Genomic DNA, 18,357 nt, shown 5'->3' with positions numbered 1-18,357 from the left:
GCTCCCCCCATGCATCTCGAAATCTGTGCTTATTCCGTAGCTGATTGCCTGGCTGCCCAACGGGCCGGGGCACACCGGATTGAGTTGTGTAGTGGACGGGCAGAGGGAGGCATTACGCCCAGCATTGGCCTGATCAGGCAGGCACGGGCCGCGACAACCTTGCCCATTAGGGTGATGGTTCGGCCACGGGGTGGTGATTTTGTCTACGACGAAGCCGAACTCGCCGTGATGGAAGCCGACATTGCCGCTGCCCGCGATGCCGGGGCTGATGGACTTGTGTTCGGCGTACTTCTGCCCGATGGCCGCGTGGATGCCCATGCCACCCGTCGGTTAATTCAACTTGCCTCGCCCCTACCCGTCACGTTCCATCGCGCATTCGACCTTACCCGCGACCCCCACGAAGCTCTCGACGTGCTACTGTCGCTCGGTATCCAGAGCGTGCTCACATCGGGACAACAGGCACAGGCCGAAGCCGGTATTACCTTGCTCGAAGCCCTGGTAAAGCAGTCGGCGGGACGGATTGAGATCATGGCCGGGTCGGGCGTAAAACCTGAAAATGCCCGGCTGTTGGCTAACACAGGCGTTTCTCACCTGCACATGAGCGGCAGCAGCACCGAAATCAGCCCCATGATTTTCCGCCGCAATGGCGTTCCTATGGCCACCACTTCTCCTGGCGAATATGACCGCATCAGTACCAGCGAAGCCGCAGTACGGGCAGTGGTGAGCCTGATTAGCTAGGTCAGCGAAGATCGTACGCTTCGCTGCTCATTACATGCTACTATGCATTGCCAACTAACCATAAAAACACCCCTTTATCCAAACCCGTATCCGCTCTTACCAAGTCTATTTGCCGCTCATCACAACGACTGTAGGTTTGATGCAAGGAAAGGGGCTACTGGACGCTGACTAGTGGACGCCGCACATTGGGCGGCAGAAACAGTGAGCATTCAGCGTCCGGCATCCAACATCCAAATTCTAACCACTGACATGGAGAAACGCCTGGAACGTTACCTCGACGAAGCACAGATTGGGGGCGTAGCGGCCGGATTGGCCCACTATTTTGGTATTGACCGTACCTTGATTCGGGTACTGTTTGTGGCTGGTTTGTTCATACCGTCGGCACCCAGTCTTATCCTGTACATTATCTTGTGGATCGTACTGCCTGAACATCAATTTGGTGGTATGCCCCAACCGCAGTCTACTGTTTTTTCAACCCCCCTTTTTATGGCTAATCCTGAACAAAAACGAAACGGCAACCTCATTGGCGGTGCTATCCTCATTATCCTGGGCGTAATAGCCCTGCTGGAACGGTATACCGACATTGATTTCCGCGACATATGGCCTCTGCTGCTGATCGGCTTTGGCGTATGGCTGGTGGTACGCGACCGCAAACCAGGTGAAGACCTGTTCGGACGCTCAACGGGTTCTACCCCCCACGACGTCCCCGACAATCGCCCTACCCCCCCGTCAAACGACCCCTACGATCCAGACCGGACCATCAACCAACTCTAAACCAGTTTTCAGTTTGGAGTTTTCAGTTTACAGTTGCTTCGCCAGTTTAGTGTAGCTGGCGAAGCAACTGTAAACTCCAAACTCCAAACTGAAAACTCCCTTCCTATGTACACCCGACGCGGTTATTTCTGGGGCCTGCTTTGCATCACGCTCGGCGTGTTGTTTTTGGCCCGCAACTGGAACCTGTTCCCCATGCCCGACTGGTACTTTGTGCGCGGTTTGTGGCCCATACTGCTCATTTTGGCTGGTATTGCTCTCCTGTTTCGTCGGGAAGAACCAGGATCCGGGCGATCTGTCCTGTCTACGTTCTTCACCGTTATTCTCGCCATTGCCCTGCCTTTCTGGCTATTTAGCTACGTAGGCCGTCACCATCGTTACGGTCGTGACCTGTCGATGAATATCGACCCACCCTCGCCCCCGTCACCACCTTCGCCACCAGGTGCGTATGACTCAAATGACGAGGATAATGACGATGACTACACCGACGACAACGATGATTCGGACGATGGCGACGACAGTGACGACGAGGATAATACGGAATTGCGGAGTGGGAGTTACAGTGAAGACATGCCTGCCATCGCTCCTGCCGAAGCCAAATTTGTACTGGAAGGTGGTGCTGCCAAGTTCACCATCGACGAGCCGACCAGCCGCCTGATCGACGCGAAAACCCGGACGATCAACACCTATGGCATGAGCATTGACCGCAATGCCCAGACACCAACCATCCGGCTGGAACCGACGAAGAATTCAAGGGCGCATTTCAACTTTAACGACCATTCTGATTTCGGGACGGTGAAAGTGCAGCTCAACGAGAAGCCACTCTGGGACATGGTGCTCGATTTTGGGGCCGGTTCGGGCGATTTCGACCTAAGCCGTTACGCCGTGAAGTCGTTGAAAATCGACGCCGGCGCGGCGGGCATTGACCTGAAACTGGGCGACAAAGCCGCGCAGTCTGACGTGAAAATCTCATCGGGTATGACGTCGGTGAATATCCGGGTGCCGCAAAGCGCCGGGGTCAAAATCACCACCGACGGCGGCATGAACGCTACCGACATCGACGATGATTTCGAGCGGGTGGGCAACAACACCTACCTCAGCCCCGGTTACGACAAAGCCGCCAAAAAGATTACGATTCGCTACGACGGTGGCATGAGCCACTTTGAAGTGGATCGCTACTAATTAATGAGTCCTACACATCTGTTGAAAAAAGCCCCTGCCGGTTGGCGGGGGCTTTTTGTTTAGCAACCCTTATTGGCCCAGCACCAATTTGGCCCCGGCACCCATCCGAACCCGTCCACCTGTTTCATAGCCCACCCGCAGGGCACGCCCCGTTGACGCGTTAGGGATAAGCACAGTATGCCGAATAAGCACCTTATCGGTTGCGATTGGCACGCGACCACACGACCAGGTGGCCGCGTCGGTCCAGTCACCCTGTTGAACCGTGGTCATGGCCGTGCAGGATGGCCCCGCGCCTGTGGTGCGGAACGTGACAGGCCCACCGCCCGTAGCCGACGTGCCACCCGCACCGCAGTCATAGAGTACCTGCCACTCGTAGCTGGTTTGCGGGCTAAGGCCCGTCAGCGTGTAGCTCAGCACACTCGACAACGGCAGGCCGTTGAGGTTGCTGGTGGTCCAGGTTGTGCTGCCCAACGGGCGATAACGCAGCGTTCGGGGGTAGTTTCGGTTTACTACGTAGGGATCATACCGCCAGTTGAGGCGCACGGAGTTATCGGTTAGCTGGTCGGCAGATAACCGGGTGGGAATTGGGCAGGCGGTGGTGCCGTAGCGCGACGGTGACCAGCCCGACATAACCCCCGCACTACACACCGTTCGCAGTTGTAGTTCGTAGCGGGTGTTGACCGCCAGTCCGTTAAGGATGGCTGGCGAATCAGCAACCGACTGGGTAATCCAGGCCCCGTTTTCGGCCCGGTAACGTAACTCATAGGCTTGCCCGCCTGGCTGGCTAAAGAAGAACCAGATATTGTTGGCATCCACCGACAACCCATTGATGTCGGTGAATGGCGCGTCGCAGCGAGTTCGGAAGAACGATATGGGGCCAAAATCAGCCGGTCCGGCGCAACTGTTACGTACCTGCCATTCGTAGATAGTATTGACTGTAAGCCCGTTGAGCAGATAGCTGTTGGTGGTCGGTTGAACCGTGGTCCAGTTACCCCCGGCAGGCCGCCACCGCAACTCGGCTACGGGGCTATCTGATGACCAGGACAGGTATGCCAGCGTGCTGCTCACTGACTGACTGAGCACGGCCGGACTGCAGGGCGCACAGGTTAGCGTACTACCAGAATAGATGAATGAATAGTTAGAATAGTCGGTTCCACAACTGGCTTTAACCTGATAGTCGATATAAGCAGACGAAGTTAATCCGTTCAATACCAATGAGTTATTAGACGTGGTGTATTCAACCCATTCACCATAGCTGATGCGTACCCGAACGGTAAAGTTGTTGGTTGGCATGCAGCCTCCCTGCCAGCTTAGCACTGCCTGACCACAAGTACTGCCCGTGTAGATTGTCAGGCCGGTTGGCGCGCTACAGAACGTGCTGAAGGTAACCGGCCCCACAAAGTCCGTTGCCGACACGGGTGAACAGGCAGGCCTCACCCGCCATTCATAGCTGGTACCACTGGTTAAAGCAGCCAGGGAAGCCTGCGTACCCGTCACCGTCAGGCTCGACCAGGGCGCTGCCCCCGTCACCCGCCAGTTCACTTCATACGTACTGTTTTGCGGACCACTCCAACTCAGATTGGCCGTTGTTGGCGTGGTGCAACGGGTAGTCAGGTTGGCAGGGGGGCCACAGGAGGCCGTAAACGTTTGCAAGGGACCAAATGCCGTGGTCAGGCTGTTGGGGCATAACACCCGCACCTGCCATTCATAGGCCATGTTTTCGGTCAACCCCGTCAGGATCACGTTTGGGTAACCAATCTGCGATATTACGTTCCAGCCACCCGCCCCCACGGCCCGCCAGCGTAGTTCGGTTACGGCACCGGGTGTATAGGTCAACGTGGCCGACGTACTTTCTACGCTACTGGCGTAGGTGGTGATGAGGTCGGTCTGGCAGGCAGGAACGCTGAACGTCGGGCCACCCACAAAGGCCGATGTGGCCTCGTTTACACAAACCCGCCGTAGCTGCCATTCATAGGTGCCGGGCAAGAGCTGGGCGGCGAAATAGCCCGTTGTCGTATTCTCCCGAACAATCCAGTCGGCAGCCGGTTGGCCCGACGGCACTATGGGTCGCCAACGCAGGGTATAGCTACCACCAACGGCCTGATTCCAGAAAAACTGCCGTCCCTGTTCGGTCGTGTAGTAGTAGGCTGCAGTCGAGAGTGCCGTAGGTGCCGAACAACTTGCGCCAAACCCAACAGCTTGTGTATAAACCGATTGTGCATTACCGCATTGCGCCTGCACGCGCACAATGTAGGCATCATTGGTGTTCAGGCCGGTGAGCACATACGGCGACTGGGCAAGGTCGGTGATAACGTTCCAGGTAGGCGACCCAGCCGTTTTCCATTGCAGGTTATACCGCGCCACGGTTGAATTAGCTCCCCAGGCTACCGTGGCCCCATACGCGCTGATGTTCGAGACAGTGGGGGTGGCGGGGGCGCTGCAATACGTGCTAAAGGGCATGATGGCCGAAAAGTCAGATACAATACCCCCGCCGCAATCAGCCTGTATGCGCCATTCATACGCACCACGCAGCCCATTTAGTGTGTAATACGATGCGTTACCGGCTACGGTTACGGTTGTCCAGGCCGAGGTGTTTTGCTGCCGGTACTGTAGGGTATAAGCCGTTACGTTTTCATTGTAACTCCACGAGAATGACGCGTACGTTTCTCCCGAACTGGCATACAGACCGGTCGGTACGGCGCAGTCGGTAGCGAAAGTTTGGGTAGGCGAGAAGTCGCTGATGAAGTCGGCGCTGCATTGTACGGCCACCTGCCACTCGTAGGGGCTATAAGGCGTCAAACCCGTAAGTGTGTAATACGAGTTTGTCAGAGACGGAACGACGGTCCAGTTCGACGCGCCCACCAACCGGTAACGAAGCTGATAGGTCGAGCCATACGTATTGTCACTGAACGACAACCTGACCTTTGTTGCCGTAATAGAACTGGCACCGTAGTTATAGAGGGTGTTGCGGCATTCGGTTGTAAACGACGGACCTGCCGTATAGGTGCTACTGCTGCCTGCCGTACACTGCCGGGCCAGTTCCCAGTTATAGGTGGTGTTCTGTTGCAGGCCCGTTACGCTGAACACTGGGCTCGTCGTGGTCGAATTAATTGTCTGATCAACCCAATTCCCTCCCTGAGGCCGGTAACGAACAAGATACGTCTGGTTATAGTCTGAGGCGTTGCTATACCACGTCAATTGCCGGGCAGTGCCCCGATTGCCATTGGTCGACAACGAGTAGGCCGCCTGTCGGCAGGTGGTGGTAAACGGTTGTGGGGCGGTGAAGGAGAGCGACGTGGCCGTGCCGCTACATACCGGAGCTACCTGCCATTCGTAGGCGGTATTGTTGGTCAGGCCCGTCAGGGTAGCCATCTGACTGGATTGGGCCGAAAGCGTGGTATAGGAGCCGGCACCAGCCAGCCGATAACGCACAACATACTGGTAGGTAGCGGGGTATTGTTCCGTCCAGCTAACCGAAGCCGTGTTATGGTCGGGGGTGGTGCTGAAGTTGGCAAGGCGGCTACTAGAGCAGGCCGCTGTCGTAAACGACTGGATAGCCGTGGGCAACGCTGCCTGGGTGGGCGAACAGTACGTGACCACCTGCCACTCATACTTCGTACCTGGTTGTAGCCCCTGTATATAGGCCGAGGTATTGCCTGGATAGCTGGGCGGACCAACCTGAGTCCAGGGCAAGGTACCAGCAACCCGGTACTGAACGGCGTAGTAATTCTCATAGCTGCCAGACCAGTTGAAACTTACGGCGTTGACCGACTGAATGGAGCTATAGAGATTCGAGGCCGTACTGACGCAGCCGGTCGTGCTGAAACTAACCGGCGGGTCGGTAAATGCCGACGTTGTTGGACCGGGGCAGGTTGTCTGCACCCGTACCTCGTAGGGTGTGTCCGCATTCAGGCCACCAATCGAGGTATAGAAATCATAAGCGGCGTTAGTAGCCGTATTCGAATAATTGTTTCCTGCTGACCACGAACTGACGGGCGACGTTATTGGCCGGTACTGAACTGCATACGAAAAATCGTAGAAGCCCTTGTAGTTTCCTCGCCAGGTAATGGTGGCATTGGTTGCCGTAATAGCGCCCAGGCTCAGGGAGTTTGGGGCGTTGCACGAGGCGGTGAACGCGACCGGTGCCGACGGCGTACCCACAACGGTGCCACAGACGGGCTGCACCTGGTACTCGTAGACGGCATTGGGCGTAAGGCCGCTTAGCTGGTACTGCGCCGGGTAATTACCCACGGGGTTCGTCACCGTCGACCAGGTTCCGCCCTGCGGGCGCCAACGGAACGTAGCCGTGGCCCCGTTAACCGTTTGCCAGCGAAACTGGGCCGTCGTGGCCAATGGGGCTACCTGAGTATCCACCATTGAGCAGGCAGGCGTTGTGAAGGTGGCCACGCTCGAAAACGGTGAACAGGTGGCACGTACCCGCCATTCATACGTCGTTGAGGGCGTAAGATTGGTCAGGTAGCCGCTGTAATAATAGGGTGTGGCAAACGTAACGCTCGACCAGGACGTGACGCCCGTAGGCCTGAATTCAACGGTAGACACGTCGGTTGGCGTAGACGGATACGGCGATGACCACGACAGCTGCGCCGCCGTGGCCGAAAGGCTGACCGGGCTATATGTATATAGCACCGGGCAGGTGTAGGTGGTTGTGAACGTGGCGGGGCCGCCTAGCCAGACCGTTGCTCCTGCCGGTAGCAACTGCCACTCATAGGATTGCCCTGCTTCCAGGTCAGTCAGCAGAAAACTGGTTGCCTGAATATCTGACGTAGTAATCCACTGGGCAGCCCCCTGTTTGCGCCATCGAAGATCGAACCGGGTAGCCGGGCCACTACCCGACCAGCTCAGTTCGGCAGACGTACCTGATATAGACGACGTAGCGAGGGTATACGAATCAGCCTTGCCGGTCCATCCAGCAGCTTTGGTGTTGGTGGCATACAAAAAGGTAGAAGCAAACAAAAGCAGGTAAAGGAGTCTAGTCATAAATAGGCCATGGTGAGATTTGTGCTACTTAAAAGTGAGTCAATATAAGTGAACATATACAGTAGTTCGCTTAGTGACTGAAAACAAACTTGTTGCTGTGAATCAACAGCGTCAAATTGAGTCGTCAGATCAAAAAAACGCGGTGTTTATGGCCTATCTGTCTCCTGCGCGTTCTATCTTCGGAGGCAGTTGCGCACAAAAAAGTAGTGCCATCGTCATAGCCCTTGTCTATGCAGTACCCCATCTATCTCGATCATAACGCCACGACGCCCGTTGACCCACGGGTGCTGGAAACGATGTTGCCTTATTTCACCCAACACTTCGGCAACGCGGCCTCGCGAACGCACGTGTTTGGCCTGAAAGCGGAAGATGCCGTGGCCCACGCCCGCCAGCAACTGGCCGATCTGCTGGGAGCGTCTCCCGTCGAGCTTGTGTTCACGGGTGGGGCTACCGAAAGCATTAATCTGGCTCTGAAAGGCGTTTTCGAGGCCAACCAGCACCGGGGCAATCACATCATTACGGTCCAGACCGAACACAAGGCTGTACTCGACGTGTGCGAACACCTGGCCCAGCTTGGCGCCGACATCACCTACCTCCAGCCCGACGCCGATGGCCTCATCACGCCCGAACAGGTTACTGCCGCTATGACCCCCGCCACCGTACTGGTGTCGGTGATGTGGGCCAACAACGAAACCGGTACCATTCAACCCATTGCAGCCATTGCCGAACGGGTACATGACCAGGGCGCACTCTTCCACACCGACGCCACCCAGGCTGTGGGTAAACTGCCCATCGACCTGGGCCAAACCAAGATTGATTTGTTGAGTTTGTCGGGCCATAAATTGTATGCGCCCAAAGGCATCGGAGCCTTGTATGTCCGCAAAAAGACGCCTTTGATAGCCCAGCAGGATGGGGGTCGGCATGAACGCGGTCGCCGGTCAGGTACGTTGAACGTGCCGGGCATCGTGGCGCTGGGAAAAGCCGCCGAACTAGCTCAGGCAGCCATGGCTACCGAAGCCCCGCGCTTGGCGGTCCTCCGGGATCGCCTCGAAAGGGGTATTTTGGCCCATTTTCCTGATGTACGTATAAATGGCAGCCAGATGCACCGCTTGCCCAACACCACGAATCTGGCTTTCCCGAACGTCGACGGCGAAGCGTTGTTGATGAGCCTGAACGAGATTGCCGTGTCTAACGGCTCTGCCTGCACCGCCGCCTCCACCGACCCCTCGCACGTGCTCAAAGCCCTTGGCCTCTCCGACGATCTGGCCTACGCCTCCGTCCGCTTCAGCCTGGGCCGCCATACGACAGAGGCCGATATTGATAAGGCAATTCAGCATGTAATCAGTGTGGTAGAGCAGAGGAGTGTGAGCCTTCTTAAATAGCTTGGTGCTTTGGCGGCTACGCGCTCTGCTGCCCCTACCTGTACGCCGAAACCGGCACAATCGTCCCGTCGGGATTATACGTCAACTTTGCGACTTTAACGTTGCGCAAATGGGTCTTGCCCGACAGTTGTACATCGTGATAAAACAGGTACCACTTACCCTTGAACTCAACAATAGAATGATGGTTTGTCCAGCCTTGCACAGGAGGTAGCACTACACCTTTGTAGGTAAACGGGCCGTAGGGGCTGTCTCCGATGGCGTAGGCGATGTTGTGGGTGTCGCCGGTCGAATACGAGAAGTAGTATTTGCCCTTGTAGCGATGCACCCAGGCCGCTTCAAAAAAGCGCTTGGCGTTGTCTTTTTCCAAAAATGGCTTACCTGTTTCGTCGAGCAACTGCACTTCTCTAGGTGCTTCGGCCAGGTGTTTCATGTCGGCAGCCAGCCGGGCAACGCGGGGCAAAATAGCCGCTTCGTCGGGGGTACGCAGTTTGGCATCAGCCGTGTAGTGGTTGTTGTTCCAGCGTTGCAACTGACCGCCCCAAATCCCGCCGAAGTACATGTAATACTCGCCATTAACATCGGCGAAAACGCAGGGGTCAATGCTGTATGTACCCGCCATGGGCGCTTTTTCGGGAGTAAACGGTCCTTCAGGATGCTTGCTCGTCGCCACGCCTATCCTGAAAACATCCTCTTTGTCTTTTAACGGAAAGTACAGGTAGTAGGTCCCGTTTTTAACCGCCGCGTCGGGTGCCCAAAGTTGCCGCCCCGCCCACGGAATGTCTTTTACAGAAAGGGCCACGCCATGGTCTGTCACCTTGCCCGCGGGCGAATCCACGCCGGGCGAATCCATCGAGAGCACATGGTAGTCGCGCATATCGAAATGGGCGCCGTTATCATCTTCCTTCACCCCGGATTCGATATCATGTGAGGGATAGATATACAACTTTCCATTGAAGACATGCGCGGAGGGATCGGCGGTGTAGATGTTCGACACCAACGGTTGCGAAACGGGCTGGGTTTTAGGCTGGGCAACCGCGGCTAAGCTGCTCAGGCAGGAGAAAGCGATAGGGTAGAATTTCATTAGCAATTGGGTTTGACGGGTAAAAGTAAACACCATCCCTATTGTCAGATTACCAATCCGTTAAAAATAGATCCACATCGAAAAATGTAATTTTTTGTACGCATATTTATAGCCCGTACAACACCCTGTTGCGGAGCCTTCCCTTTCCTTTTATCCTATGGAATTAACCGGTTCGCATACCCTCGATGCACCTGTGTCCACTATCTGGACCATGCTCATGGACACCGACACACTGGCCCGTGTGGTGCCGGGGGTGACCAGGCTCGAAAAAACAGCCGAGAACGAATACCTCGCCATTGCCGAGATCAAGCTTGGTCCCGTCAGTGGTGCCTTCACCGGCACGTTGTCGCTGTCTGACATCCGCGAAAACGAGGGCTATACGCTGCACGTTAAGCAAAACAGCAAAATCGGTAACGCCGACGCCACCGTCAGCATCGCACTAAAACCGTTGAGCGATGCCCAAACCGAGATCTCCTTCGACGGCAACGCCCGCCTGTCAGGCCTGTTGGCCCGCACGGGGCAGCGCGTCATTTCGGGCGTGGCCACTACCCTGACCAAGCAGTTCTTCGCCAATGTCGAAAACGAACTAGCGGCAGACCCTACTACGCATTCATAACCCCTTTCTCCCCCTATGCAAGTTAACCTCACAGTAAACGGCAAAGTCCGACAAGCGGACCTGGAGGACCGGACCCTTTTGGTCGATTTCCTCCGCGACAACCTACGCCTCACCGGCACCCACGTGGGCTGCGATACTTCCTCGTGCGGGTCCTGCACCGTTCATGTCGATGGCGTGGCGGTAAAGTCCTGCACCCTGCTCGCCGCCCAGGCCGATGGCTGCACCGTGACCACCATCGAGGGCCTCGCGCAGTTTAATGCCAACGGCACCATCGGGCAGCTACACCCGCTTCAGGAAGGCTTCAAAGAGTGCCACGGTCTGCAATGCGGCTTCTGCACCCCCGGCATGATCATGACCGCCGCCGACCTGCTCAGCCGTCAACGCAACCCCTCGGAACACGATATCCGGGAGGCACTAGAAGGAAACATCTGCCGCTGCACGGGCTATCACAACATCGTGAAAGCCATTCAATGGGCCGCCGACCATACCCCTGCGCCCCTCCTCGCCGATCACCACGTCTGGACCAACGAACCCACCACAGAGCCTGCGGCAGTTTAGAAACTAGTTCAAGGTTTAATGTCTAAGGTTTAACGTTGCTTCGCGAAGTACAACCATCGCGAAGCAACGTTAAACCTTAGACATCAAACCTTGAACCCTCTTCCTTCAAAAAATGAGCAACAAATTCATTGGCCAGTCTATAAAGCGCGTTGAAGACAAGCGTTTTATCACCGGAAAAGGCCGTTATACCGACGATATTGTGCTGCCCGGCATGCTCCATGCCCACTTTGTCCGCAGCCCCTACGCCCACGCCCGCGTGGTAAGTATCGACATGACCGAGGCGAAAGCAATGCCCGGCGTAATCGCCATTTATACCGGCGACGATGTGGCCGACATCAACGGGGTTCCCTGCGGCTGGCAGGTGAATTTCCGCAATGGCGAGACCATGCGCGAACCCAAGCACCCCATGCTGATCCCTACGGGCAGCACCGCCAAACATGCCGGTGATGCCGTAGCCATTGTCATTGCCGAAACCAAAGCCATCGCCACCGACGCTGCCGAAAGCGTGATGGTGGAGTGGGACGAACTACCCGCGGTAGCCAATCCCGCCGAGGCCCTTAAACCCGGCGCACCCAAAGTGCACGAGCAGTTTCCCGATAACACGGCGTTCGACTGGTCGCTGGGCAACCCCATTGAGGAAGTAGACGCCGCCATGGCCGCTGCCGCGCACGTGACTACGTTGGAGTTTGTCAATCAGCGGGTTGTACCCAACGCGATGGAGCCACGGGCTTACATCGGTGCCTACGACGAGATGGCCGACAAGTACACGCTCTACACCTCAACGCAGAACCCGCACCTGATTCGGCTGCTCATGTGCGCTTTCGTGCTGGGCATCCCCGAACACAAAGTACGCGTAGTGGGCCCCGATGTGGGGGGCGGTTTTGGGTCGAAAATCTACCACTATACGGAAGAGGCCTTGGTAACCTGGGCCTCAAAACAGATCGGTCAGCCCGTAAAGTGGACCTCCGACCGGTCAGAGGCGTTCCTGCTGGATGCTCACGGCCGCGACCACGTGACCAAAGCCGAAATGGGTTTCGACGCCGACGGCAACGTGATGGGCCTGCGGATCAAAACCGTGGCCAACATGGGCGCCTACCTGTCAACCTTTGCCCCGGCAGTGCCTACCTATCTGCATGGCACGCTGTTACAGGGCCTGTACGTGACGCCGAAAATCAACATCGACATGACCTGCGTCTTCACGCACACGGTTGCCGTTGATGCCTACCGCGGTGCTGGTCGGCCCGAAGCGACGTACCTGCTGGAGCGCCTCATGGACCTCGCCGCGCTCGAAATGGGCATGGACCCCGCCGAACTGCGCTTCAAAAACTTCATTCCCAAATTCGACGGGGTAAACGAGCCGGGCTACCAAACGCAGGTGGCCTTACAATACGACTCCGGCGACTATGCCCCCGTGCTGGAACGCGGCCTGGAGATGTTAGGCTACAATGATTTCCGCGCGGCGCAGCAGGAAGCCGCTAAAACCAACAAATTGCTTGGCGTGGGCTTCTCCACCTACGTAGAAGCCTGCGGTATTGCCCCCTCAGCGGTGGTGGGTGCGCTGGGTGCCCGCGCCGGTCTGTATGAGTCAGCGCAGGTACGGGTCCAGCCCACGGGCAAGGTGAGCGTATTCACTGGCTCACACTCGCATGGGCAGGGACACGAGACCACCTTTGTGCAGGTCGTGGCCGACAAGCTGGGCATTCCGATGGAAGACGTTGAACTCGTTCACGGCGACTCCGACACGGTCGCGTTTGGCATGGGCACCTACGGCTCACGTTCGCTGGCAGTGGGCGGTTCGGCCATTATGAAAAGCATTGACAAAGTGCTGGAAAAAGGTGCCAAGATCGCCGCCCATAAACTGGAATGCGCCGAAGGTGACCTGACCTATGATGAAGGTAAATGGACCGTAAAAGGCACCGACAAGTCTATCGGTTTCGGCGACGTGGCCCTCACTGCCTACGTACCGCACGTATACCCCGCCGGCCTCGAACCCGGCCTCGATTTCTCCAGCTTCTATGACCCCGCCAACTTTACGTATCCCTTCGGCTGCCACATTGCGGTGGTGGAAGTGGATAAGGAAACGGGCAAAACAACGCTGAAACGCATGATTGCCGTAGATGACGTGGGCAACGTGATCAACCCCATGATTGTTGACGGGCAGATTCACGGCGGACTGGCGCAGGGTATCGGGCAGGCCATGTTCGAGGGCACGATCTACGACGAAAACGCGCAGCTCACCAACGGCACCTACATGGACTATTGCATGCCCCGCGCCGACGACCTGCCCCTGTTTGAGACCGACCGCCGCACCACGCCCTGCCCCCACAATCCGCTGGGTGTGAAAGGGGCCGGTGAGGCCGGGGCCATCGGTTCTACCCCCGCCGTAGTCAACGCCGTCATCGACGCCCTCTGGAGCGGCGGTCACCAGGTGAAAGACATCCTCATGCCCATGACACCAGAGCGTGTGTGGCGGGCAATGAATAACTGAGTTACATGTCCAATGTTCAAGGTCTAAAGTTGCTTCGCATTCGGACTCACCCATGCGGAGCAACTTTAGACGTTAAACCTTAAACGTTAAATCCCCTTGATAACCTACCCTTTCCAATATAAACGCGCCAGCAGCGTAGCCGATGCAGTCGGTATGCTGGCCGATGGTGGTAAAGCCCTCAGCGGCGGCCACAGCCTGATTCCGACCATGAAACTGCGCCTCAACGCGCCCGACGTGCTTGTTGACGTAGGTCGCTTGCCTGAACTCAAAGGTATCTCTGTCGATGGCAGCGAACTCGTGATCGGCGCGGGTGTTACCCACGGGGCCATAGCCGCTTCGGACCTGGTCAAAAAGCACCTGCCCATGTTTGCCACGGGCGCGAGCCAAATCGGCGACCCGTCGGTGCGCAACCGGGGTACCATTGGTGGGTCCATTGCCCACGCTGACCCCTCCGCCGACTGGCCCGCCATGATCATCGCCGCCGACGCCACCATTGTCATGCAGGGGCCATCGGGCACCCGTAAAGTAAAGGCAGAGCAGTTTTTTACGGGTCTGTTCAGCACGGCGTTGCATGAAAATGAGCTGATTACCCAGATTCGGGTGCCACTCCACGACGGGGCCAAAATGACCTACCAGAAGTTTTCGCAGCCCGCCTCGCGCTACGCCATTGTAGGCTGTGCCGTTGTGAAAAGCGCCGATGGTAAGCTGCGCGTAGCCTTTTCGGGCGTATCGGAGGCTCCCTTCCGCGACAAAAAGGCCGAAGAGCAACTTAGCAGCGGCCAACCCGCCGAAGCCGCCGCAGGCATGTCCATCCTGTCTGATCATTATGCCTCTGAAGAATACCGCAAGCACCTGGCCAACGTGTATTTAAACCGGGCGCTGGCGGCGGTAGCGTAAAAAAGGTTTGTCTGTTTGTTCGTTGATCTGTTTGTTGGTTGTCTGTGTCATTATTAATTGACGAAATAAAACGTTGGTTAACAACCAAACAGACAAACCCACAAACAGACAAACAACCCTTTCATGATCCAACACACCCGCGAATCCATTCAGGCGTTACTCGAAAATCAAGGCTACCAGACGGACCCACAGGTGGTAATGTCGGTGTTTCTGGCCCTGCAACTCAAAAAACCGCTACTCATCGAAGGCCCTGCCGGTGTGGGTAAAACCGAGATTGCCAAAGTGATGGCGCTGGCCCTCAATACGGACCTGATTCGGCTGCAAGGCTACGAAGGTCTTGACGCTAGCCACGCCCTCTACGAATGGAATTACCAACGGCAACTCCTGCACTTGAAAATGCTGGAGATTGGTGAGCGTGTTAATGCCAGCGATGCCATCACTAAGGCGGGCGGTCAGTCTGATAGCATCGCTGGCATTAACACACACTACGAGGAAACCCTTTTCTCTGATAAATTTCTCCTAAAACGGCCTCTGCTCCAAGCCATTACGCATCATAAATCGCCCGTTCTGCTGATCGACGAGATTGACCGCGCCGACGAAGAGTTTGAAAGTTTCCTGCTAGAAGTCCTGTCCGACTGGCAAATCACGATTCCCGAAATTGGCACCATCCAGGCCACACACATTCCGTATGTAGTAGTAACGGGCAACCGCGTCCGCGAACTGTCGGAGGCCCTGCGTCGTCGCTGCCTCTACCTCTACATAGACTACCCAGACTACGATAAAGAACTGGCCATTGTGCTGGCTAAAGTCCCCGATATCGACACCACCCTGGCCAAACAAATTTGCCTCTTTATGCAGGCACTGCGCCCGTTACGCCTTGAAAAAACACCCGGTATCGCCGAAACTCTCGACTGGGCAATGGCCCTCGCCGCCCTCCACATTGATCACCTCGAGAAAGACATCATCGAACAAACCCTCGGCGTAATCCTCAAAGACTGGAAAGACGTCCGCCACGTGCAGCTCTCCCTCAGCGAACTATACGACAAAACAGGCATCGTCTCGAAGTGGGACAGTTTGTGAAATTTGTATGTTTATATACCATCTGCCTTAGCAGATTAAACGCCTGTATAATCTTGATGATAAGCTATGGAAATCAAATTGAATATCCCTTTTCAGGAGTTGCTCATTCTTGTCAGGCAACTCAGTCCAGCGGAGAAAGCTATGCTCCAAAACGAATTATCGACGGAATCTCAGCCCAACGCTAGGGACAATAAGCTAACCAACCTCCTGTTAACCGGCCCTACGCTGACCGACGAACAGCTTACAACGTTGGAAGAAACCAGACAATCTATCAACCAATGGCGGACAAGATCCTAATGATTGATACCGGACTGCTGATTGATCATTTTCGAAAAACGGACAAGGCCAATTCAAGATTAGTCAGGCTAGCAGCACAGTACGATAGATTGGCAGTTTCAACAGTGACCTAATTTGAGATTTTCAGCGGAGCCACACCAGATCAACAACGATACTGGACAAATTTGTTTTCAGAGTTTGATATTTTATCATTTGATAGCAACGCTGCTCGTGTGGCTGTGCAAATAAGAAACGACTTAAAGAAGCTGCGTAAATCAATCGACACGGCTGATCTGTTTATTGCAGCAATAGCAGTTGCGAATAAGCTAACACTAGATACGCTAAATAGAAAACATTTTGAGCATATTCAATTACTAGATCTCCTCGAGAGATCGTAATTATTAATAAGTCAAATGAAAGATTTTTATTATATTCTGGGTGTGCACTCAGATTCTTCTGTCGAAGAAATTAAGAAAGCACACAAAAAGTTGTCAATGAAATTTCATCCTGATAAGAATGAGGGTGATGAGTTCTTCAGTGAGCGATTTAAAGAAATACAGGCGGCTTATGAAACCTTGATCAATCCATCAAAACGGGCTAAATACGATAGCGAACGAAGCAGGTATACCAACATAAAACAGGTTTATGCTGGGCAGGGGAGCAATTTCACACCAGAAATAGAGTTTTTTAGAGCAAGTAAAGCTTCATTTGAATATGACGAGGAAATAACGTTTAGCTGGAAGACTATCAACGCCGATAAAGTTAGCCTGAAGCCGTTCGGACCTGTTCCACCGATTGGCCAGAAAACATACAAGATTAAAGATTTTCAAAACCCTTTGCTCACTGTAGAGTTAACTGCTGAAAACTCAGCAATTAATAGATATATACGGTCTGTGGTAAATTTAAAGAATGAAACTTACGAAAAATTATATCAGTATTTTAAAAATAAAATAGAAAATGAGCCGAGAGTGGACAGTATTCCTAACAAAGCGAAAGAATCACAATACATTGAAGAAGCCAATGATAAGATGTTATGGATTCTCTATGCTATTGGTGCTCTTATGTTATTCATAATAATAATTCATGCCCTTCAATGAAAAGATGTAAACCCACACTAAAAAATTCAAAAATTAAGCCTGAATAATTAATTTATGATCACCCGCCGCACATCTCTTTCCCATAATATCGTGGCGTTTTGTCGGTTTTTGCGGGCGAATGGGATGGGCGTTGGGCCGGATGAAGAAGCTTCAGCGTTACTGGCGTTGGCGAGTATCGACATGGGTGATCGGGAAGGGTTTCGGCTGGCGCTGCGGACGGTGCTGTGTCGACGAGCATCGGATATGGACGCCTTCGATGAGTTGTTTGCGCAGTACTGGAAAGAATTGGAAAAGGCCGTTGATTCAAAACGGAAGGATGATCCGAAGCAGAAGCAGCGGAATCAACCTAAGCAGGGTCCTGATTTTAACCAGTTGAAATCGTGGCTCTACGGCAACAAACCCACCGAAGAAACCAGTCTCATCACTTATTCCACGCAACAGAACCTGTCGCAGCGGGACTTCGCCACCATCAGCGCCGACGACCTACAGGCGGTGATGCAATACATCCGCGAACTATCGCTTACGCTGGCCCGCCGCGCTAACCGCCGTCACCGAAAAACCACGTCGTCTCACCAGTTCGACCTGCCCCGTACCCTCCGCAAGAACCTCAGACGGGGGGGCGAGTTGATTGACTTAGCCTATCAGAAGCCGCAAAAAAACCGCCTTAACGTAGTCATTCTGGCCGATGTGAGCCAGTCGATGGATTTGTACAGTACGTTTTTGATCCAGTTTATGTACGCGTTCCAGTCAGTGTATCGGCGCATCGACACGTTTGTGTTCAGTACCGAACTGCACCGCATTACATCGGCACTGAAAAGCCGCCCCTTTGCCGATGCCCTGCAGCACGTGGCCGACACCGCGCCGGGCTGGGGTGGTGGCACCCGCATTGGAGCCTCACTGGAACAATTTGTGGATGAGCACCTAGCGCTGGTAAACAACCATACGCTCGTGCTTATTCTGAGCGACGGCTGGGATACCGATGATCCGCAACGCCTAACCGACAGCCTGATACGCATCAAGGCTAAAGCCAAAAAGTTGATCTGGTTGAATCCCCTTGCCGGTAGTCCTACCTTTCAGCCAACAACCGCCGCTATGCAGGCCGCTATGCCTCTACTCGATGGCTTCGCCGCCGTACATAACGTGGCGAGTTTGCGAGCGTTGGGAAAGTGGTTGTGAAAAAAGGGGTTTAATGT

At 54.9% G+C, this 18,357-nt stretch carries 14 protein-coding genes; 12 read left to right on the top strand and 2 right to left on the bottom strand.

Annotated features, from left to right (window positions below; genetic code table 11):
* Positions 1-9: 9 nt before the first annotated feature.
* The 3 genes from J2I47_RS19565 to J2I47_RS19555 all read left to right on the top strand — a co-directional run bounded on the left by J2I47_RS19565 (position 10) and on the right by J2I47_RS19555 (position 2,691).
* A complete protein-coding gene (locus J2I47_RS19565) occupies positions 10-738 on the top strand; it encodes a copper homeostasis protein CutC (RefSeq protein ID WP_207366284.1) in 729 nt (242 codons plus the stop codon).
* A gap of 249 nt (positions 739-987) precedes the next feature.
* Complete coding sequence (locus tag J2I47_RS19560) at positions 988-1,512, top strand: PspC domain-containing protein (protein WP_207366283.1); 525 nt, start codon at positions 988-990, stop codon at positions 1,510-1,512.
* Between the two features lie 105 nt (positions 1,513-1,617).
* The gene (locus tag J2I47_RS19555; protein ID WP_207366282.1) at positions 1,618-2,691 is read left to right on the top strand and encodes a toast rack family protein; all 1,074 of its coding nucleotides are present in this window, start codon (positions 1,618-1,620) and stop codon (positions 2,689-2,691) included.
* 69 nt (positions 2,692-2,760) lie between these two features.
* On the opposite strand, the gene J2I47_RS19550 is transcribed toward J2I47_RS19555, so the two are convergent.
* The gene (locus J2I47_RS19550) at positions 2,761-7,689 is read right to left on the bottom strand and encodes a fibronectin type III domain-containing protein (protein ID WP_207366281.1); all 4,929 of its coding nucleotides are present in this window, start codon (positions 7,687-7,689) and stop codon (positions 2,761-2,763) included.
* A gap of 230 nt (positions 7,690-7,919) precedes the next feature.
* Between J2I47_RS19550 and J2I47_RS19545 the strand changes: the two genes are divergently transcribed.
* The gene (locus tag J2I47_RS19545; RefSeq protein WP_207366280.1) at positions 7,920-9,071 is read left to right on the top strand and encodes a cysteine desulfurase family protein; all 1,152 of its coding nucleotides are present in this window, start codon (positions 7,920-7,922) and stop codon (positions 9,069-9,071) included.
* Between the two features lie 34 nt (positions 9,072-9,105).
* Here the strand turns inward: J2I47_RS19545 and J2I47_RS19540 are convergent, their stop codons facing one another.
* Positions 9,106-10,152: a glycoside hydrolase family 43 protein gene (locus J2I47_RS19540; protein ID WP_207366279.1), complete on the bottom strand. Its 1,047-nt coding sequence runs from the start codon at positions 10,150-10,152 to the stop codon at positions 9,106-9,108.
* A 157-nt stretch (positions 10,153-10,309) separates the two neighbouring features.
* Here J2I47_RS19540 and J2I47_RS19535 point away from each other — a divergent pair, with 157 nt between their 5' ends.
* The 8 genes from J2I47_RS19535 to J2I47_RS19505 all read left to right on the top strand — a co-directional run bounded on the left by J2I47_RS19535 (position 10,310) and on the right by J2I47_RS19505 (position 18,340).
* Entirely contained in the window at positions 10,310-10,768 is a 459-nt protein-coding gene (locus tag J2I47_RS19535; protein WP_207366278.1) for an SRPBCC family protein, read from the top strand.
* 15 nt (positions 10,769-10,783) lie between these two features.
* Positions 10,784-11,326 (top strand): (2Fe-2S)-binding protein, encoded by a 543-nt coding sequence (locus J2I47_RS19530; RefSeq protein WP_207366277.1) that lies wholly within the window; start codon positions 10,784-10,786, stop codon positions 11,324-11,326.
* A 112-nt stretch (positions 11,327-11,438) separates the two neighbouring features.
* Positions 11,439-13,814, top strand: a complete 2,376-nt coding sequence (locus J2I47_RS19525) for a xanthine dehydrogenase family protein molybdopterin-binding subunit (protein ID WP_207366276.1) — start codon at positions 11,439-11,441, stop codon at positions 13,812-13,814.
* A gap of 96 nt (positions 13,815-13,910) precedes the next feature.
* Complete coding sequence (locus J2I47_RS19520; RefSeq protein ID WP_207366275.1) at positions 13,911-14,711, top strand: FAD binding domain-containing protein; 801 nt, start codon at positions 13,911-13,913, stop codon at positions 14,709-14,711.
* 123 nt (positions 14,712-14,834) lie between these two features.
* Positions 14,835-15,791, top strand: a complete 957-nt coding sequence (locus J2I47_RS19515) for an AAA family ATPase (protein ID WP_207366274.1) — start codon at positions 14,835-14,837, stop codon at positions 15,789-15,791.
* A gap of 416 nt (positions 15,792-16,207) precedes the next feature.
* Positions 16,208-16,465 carry a type II toxin-antitoxin system VapC family toxin gene (locus J2I47_RS27040; RefSeq protein WP_374759920.1) on the top strand — a complete coding sequence of 86 codons (258 nt, stop codon included), beginning with the start codon at positions 16,208-16,210 and terminating at the stop codon, positions 16,463-16,465.
* Between the two features lie 15 nt (positions 16,466-16,480).
* Entirely contained in the window at positions 16,481-17,164 is a 684-nt protein-coding gene (locus tag J2I47_RS19510; protein WP_207366273.1) for a DnaJ domain-containing protein, read from the top strand.
* A 54-nt stretch (positions 17,165-17,218) separates the two neighbouring features.
* Positions 17,219-18,340 carry a vWA domain-containing protein gene (locus J2I47_RS19505; protein ID WP_207366272.1) on the top strand — a complete coding sequence of 374 codons (1,122 nt, stop codon included), beginning with the start codon at positions 17,219-17,221 and terminating at the stop codon, positions 18,338-18,340.
* The last annotated feature ends 17 nt before the right edge of the window (positions 18,341-18,357 follow it).

This window comes from Fibrella rubiginis (assembly GCF_017353185.1).
GTDB classification, from domain to species: domain Bacteria; phylum Bacteroidota; class Bacteroidia; order Cytophagales; family Spirosomataceae; genus Fibrella; species Fibrella rubiginis.
The sequence above is the reverse complement of the archived record's forward strand: the minus strand, read 5'-3'. Positions and strand labels throughout refer to the sequence as shown.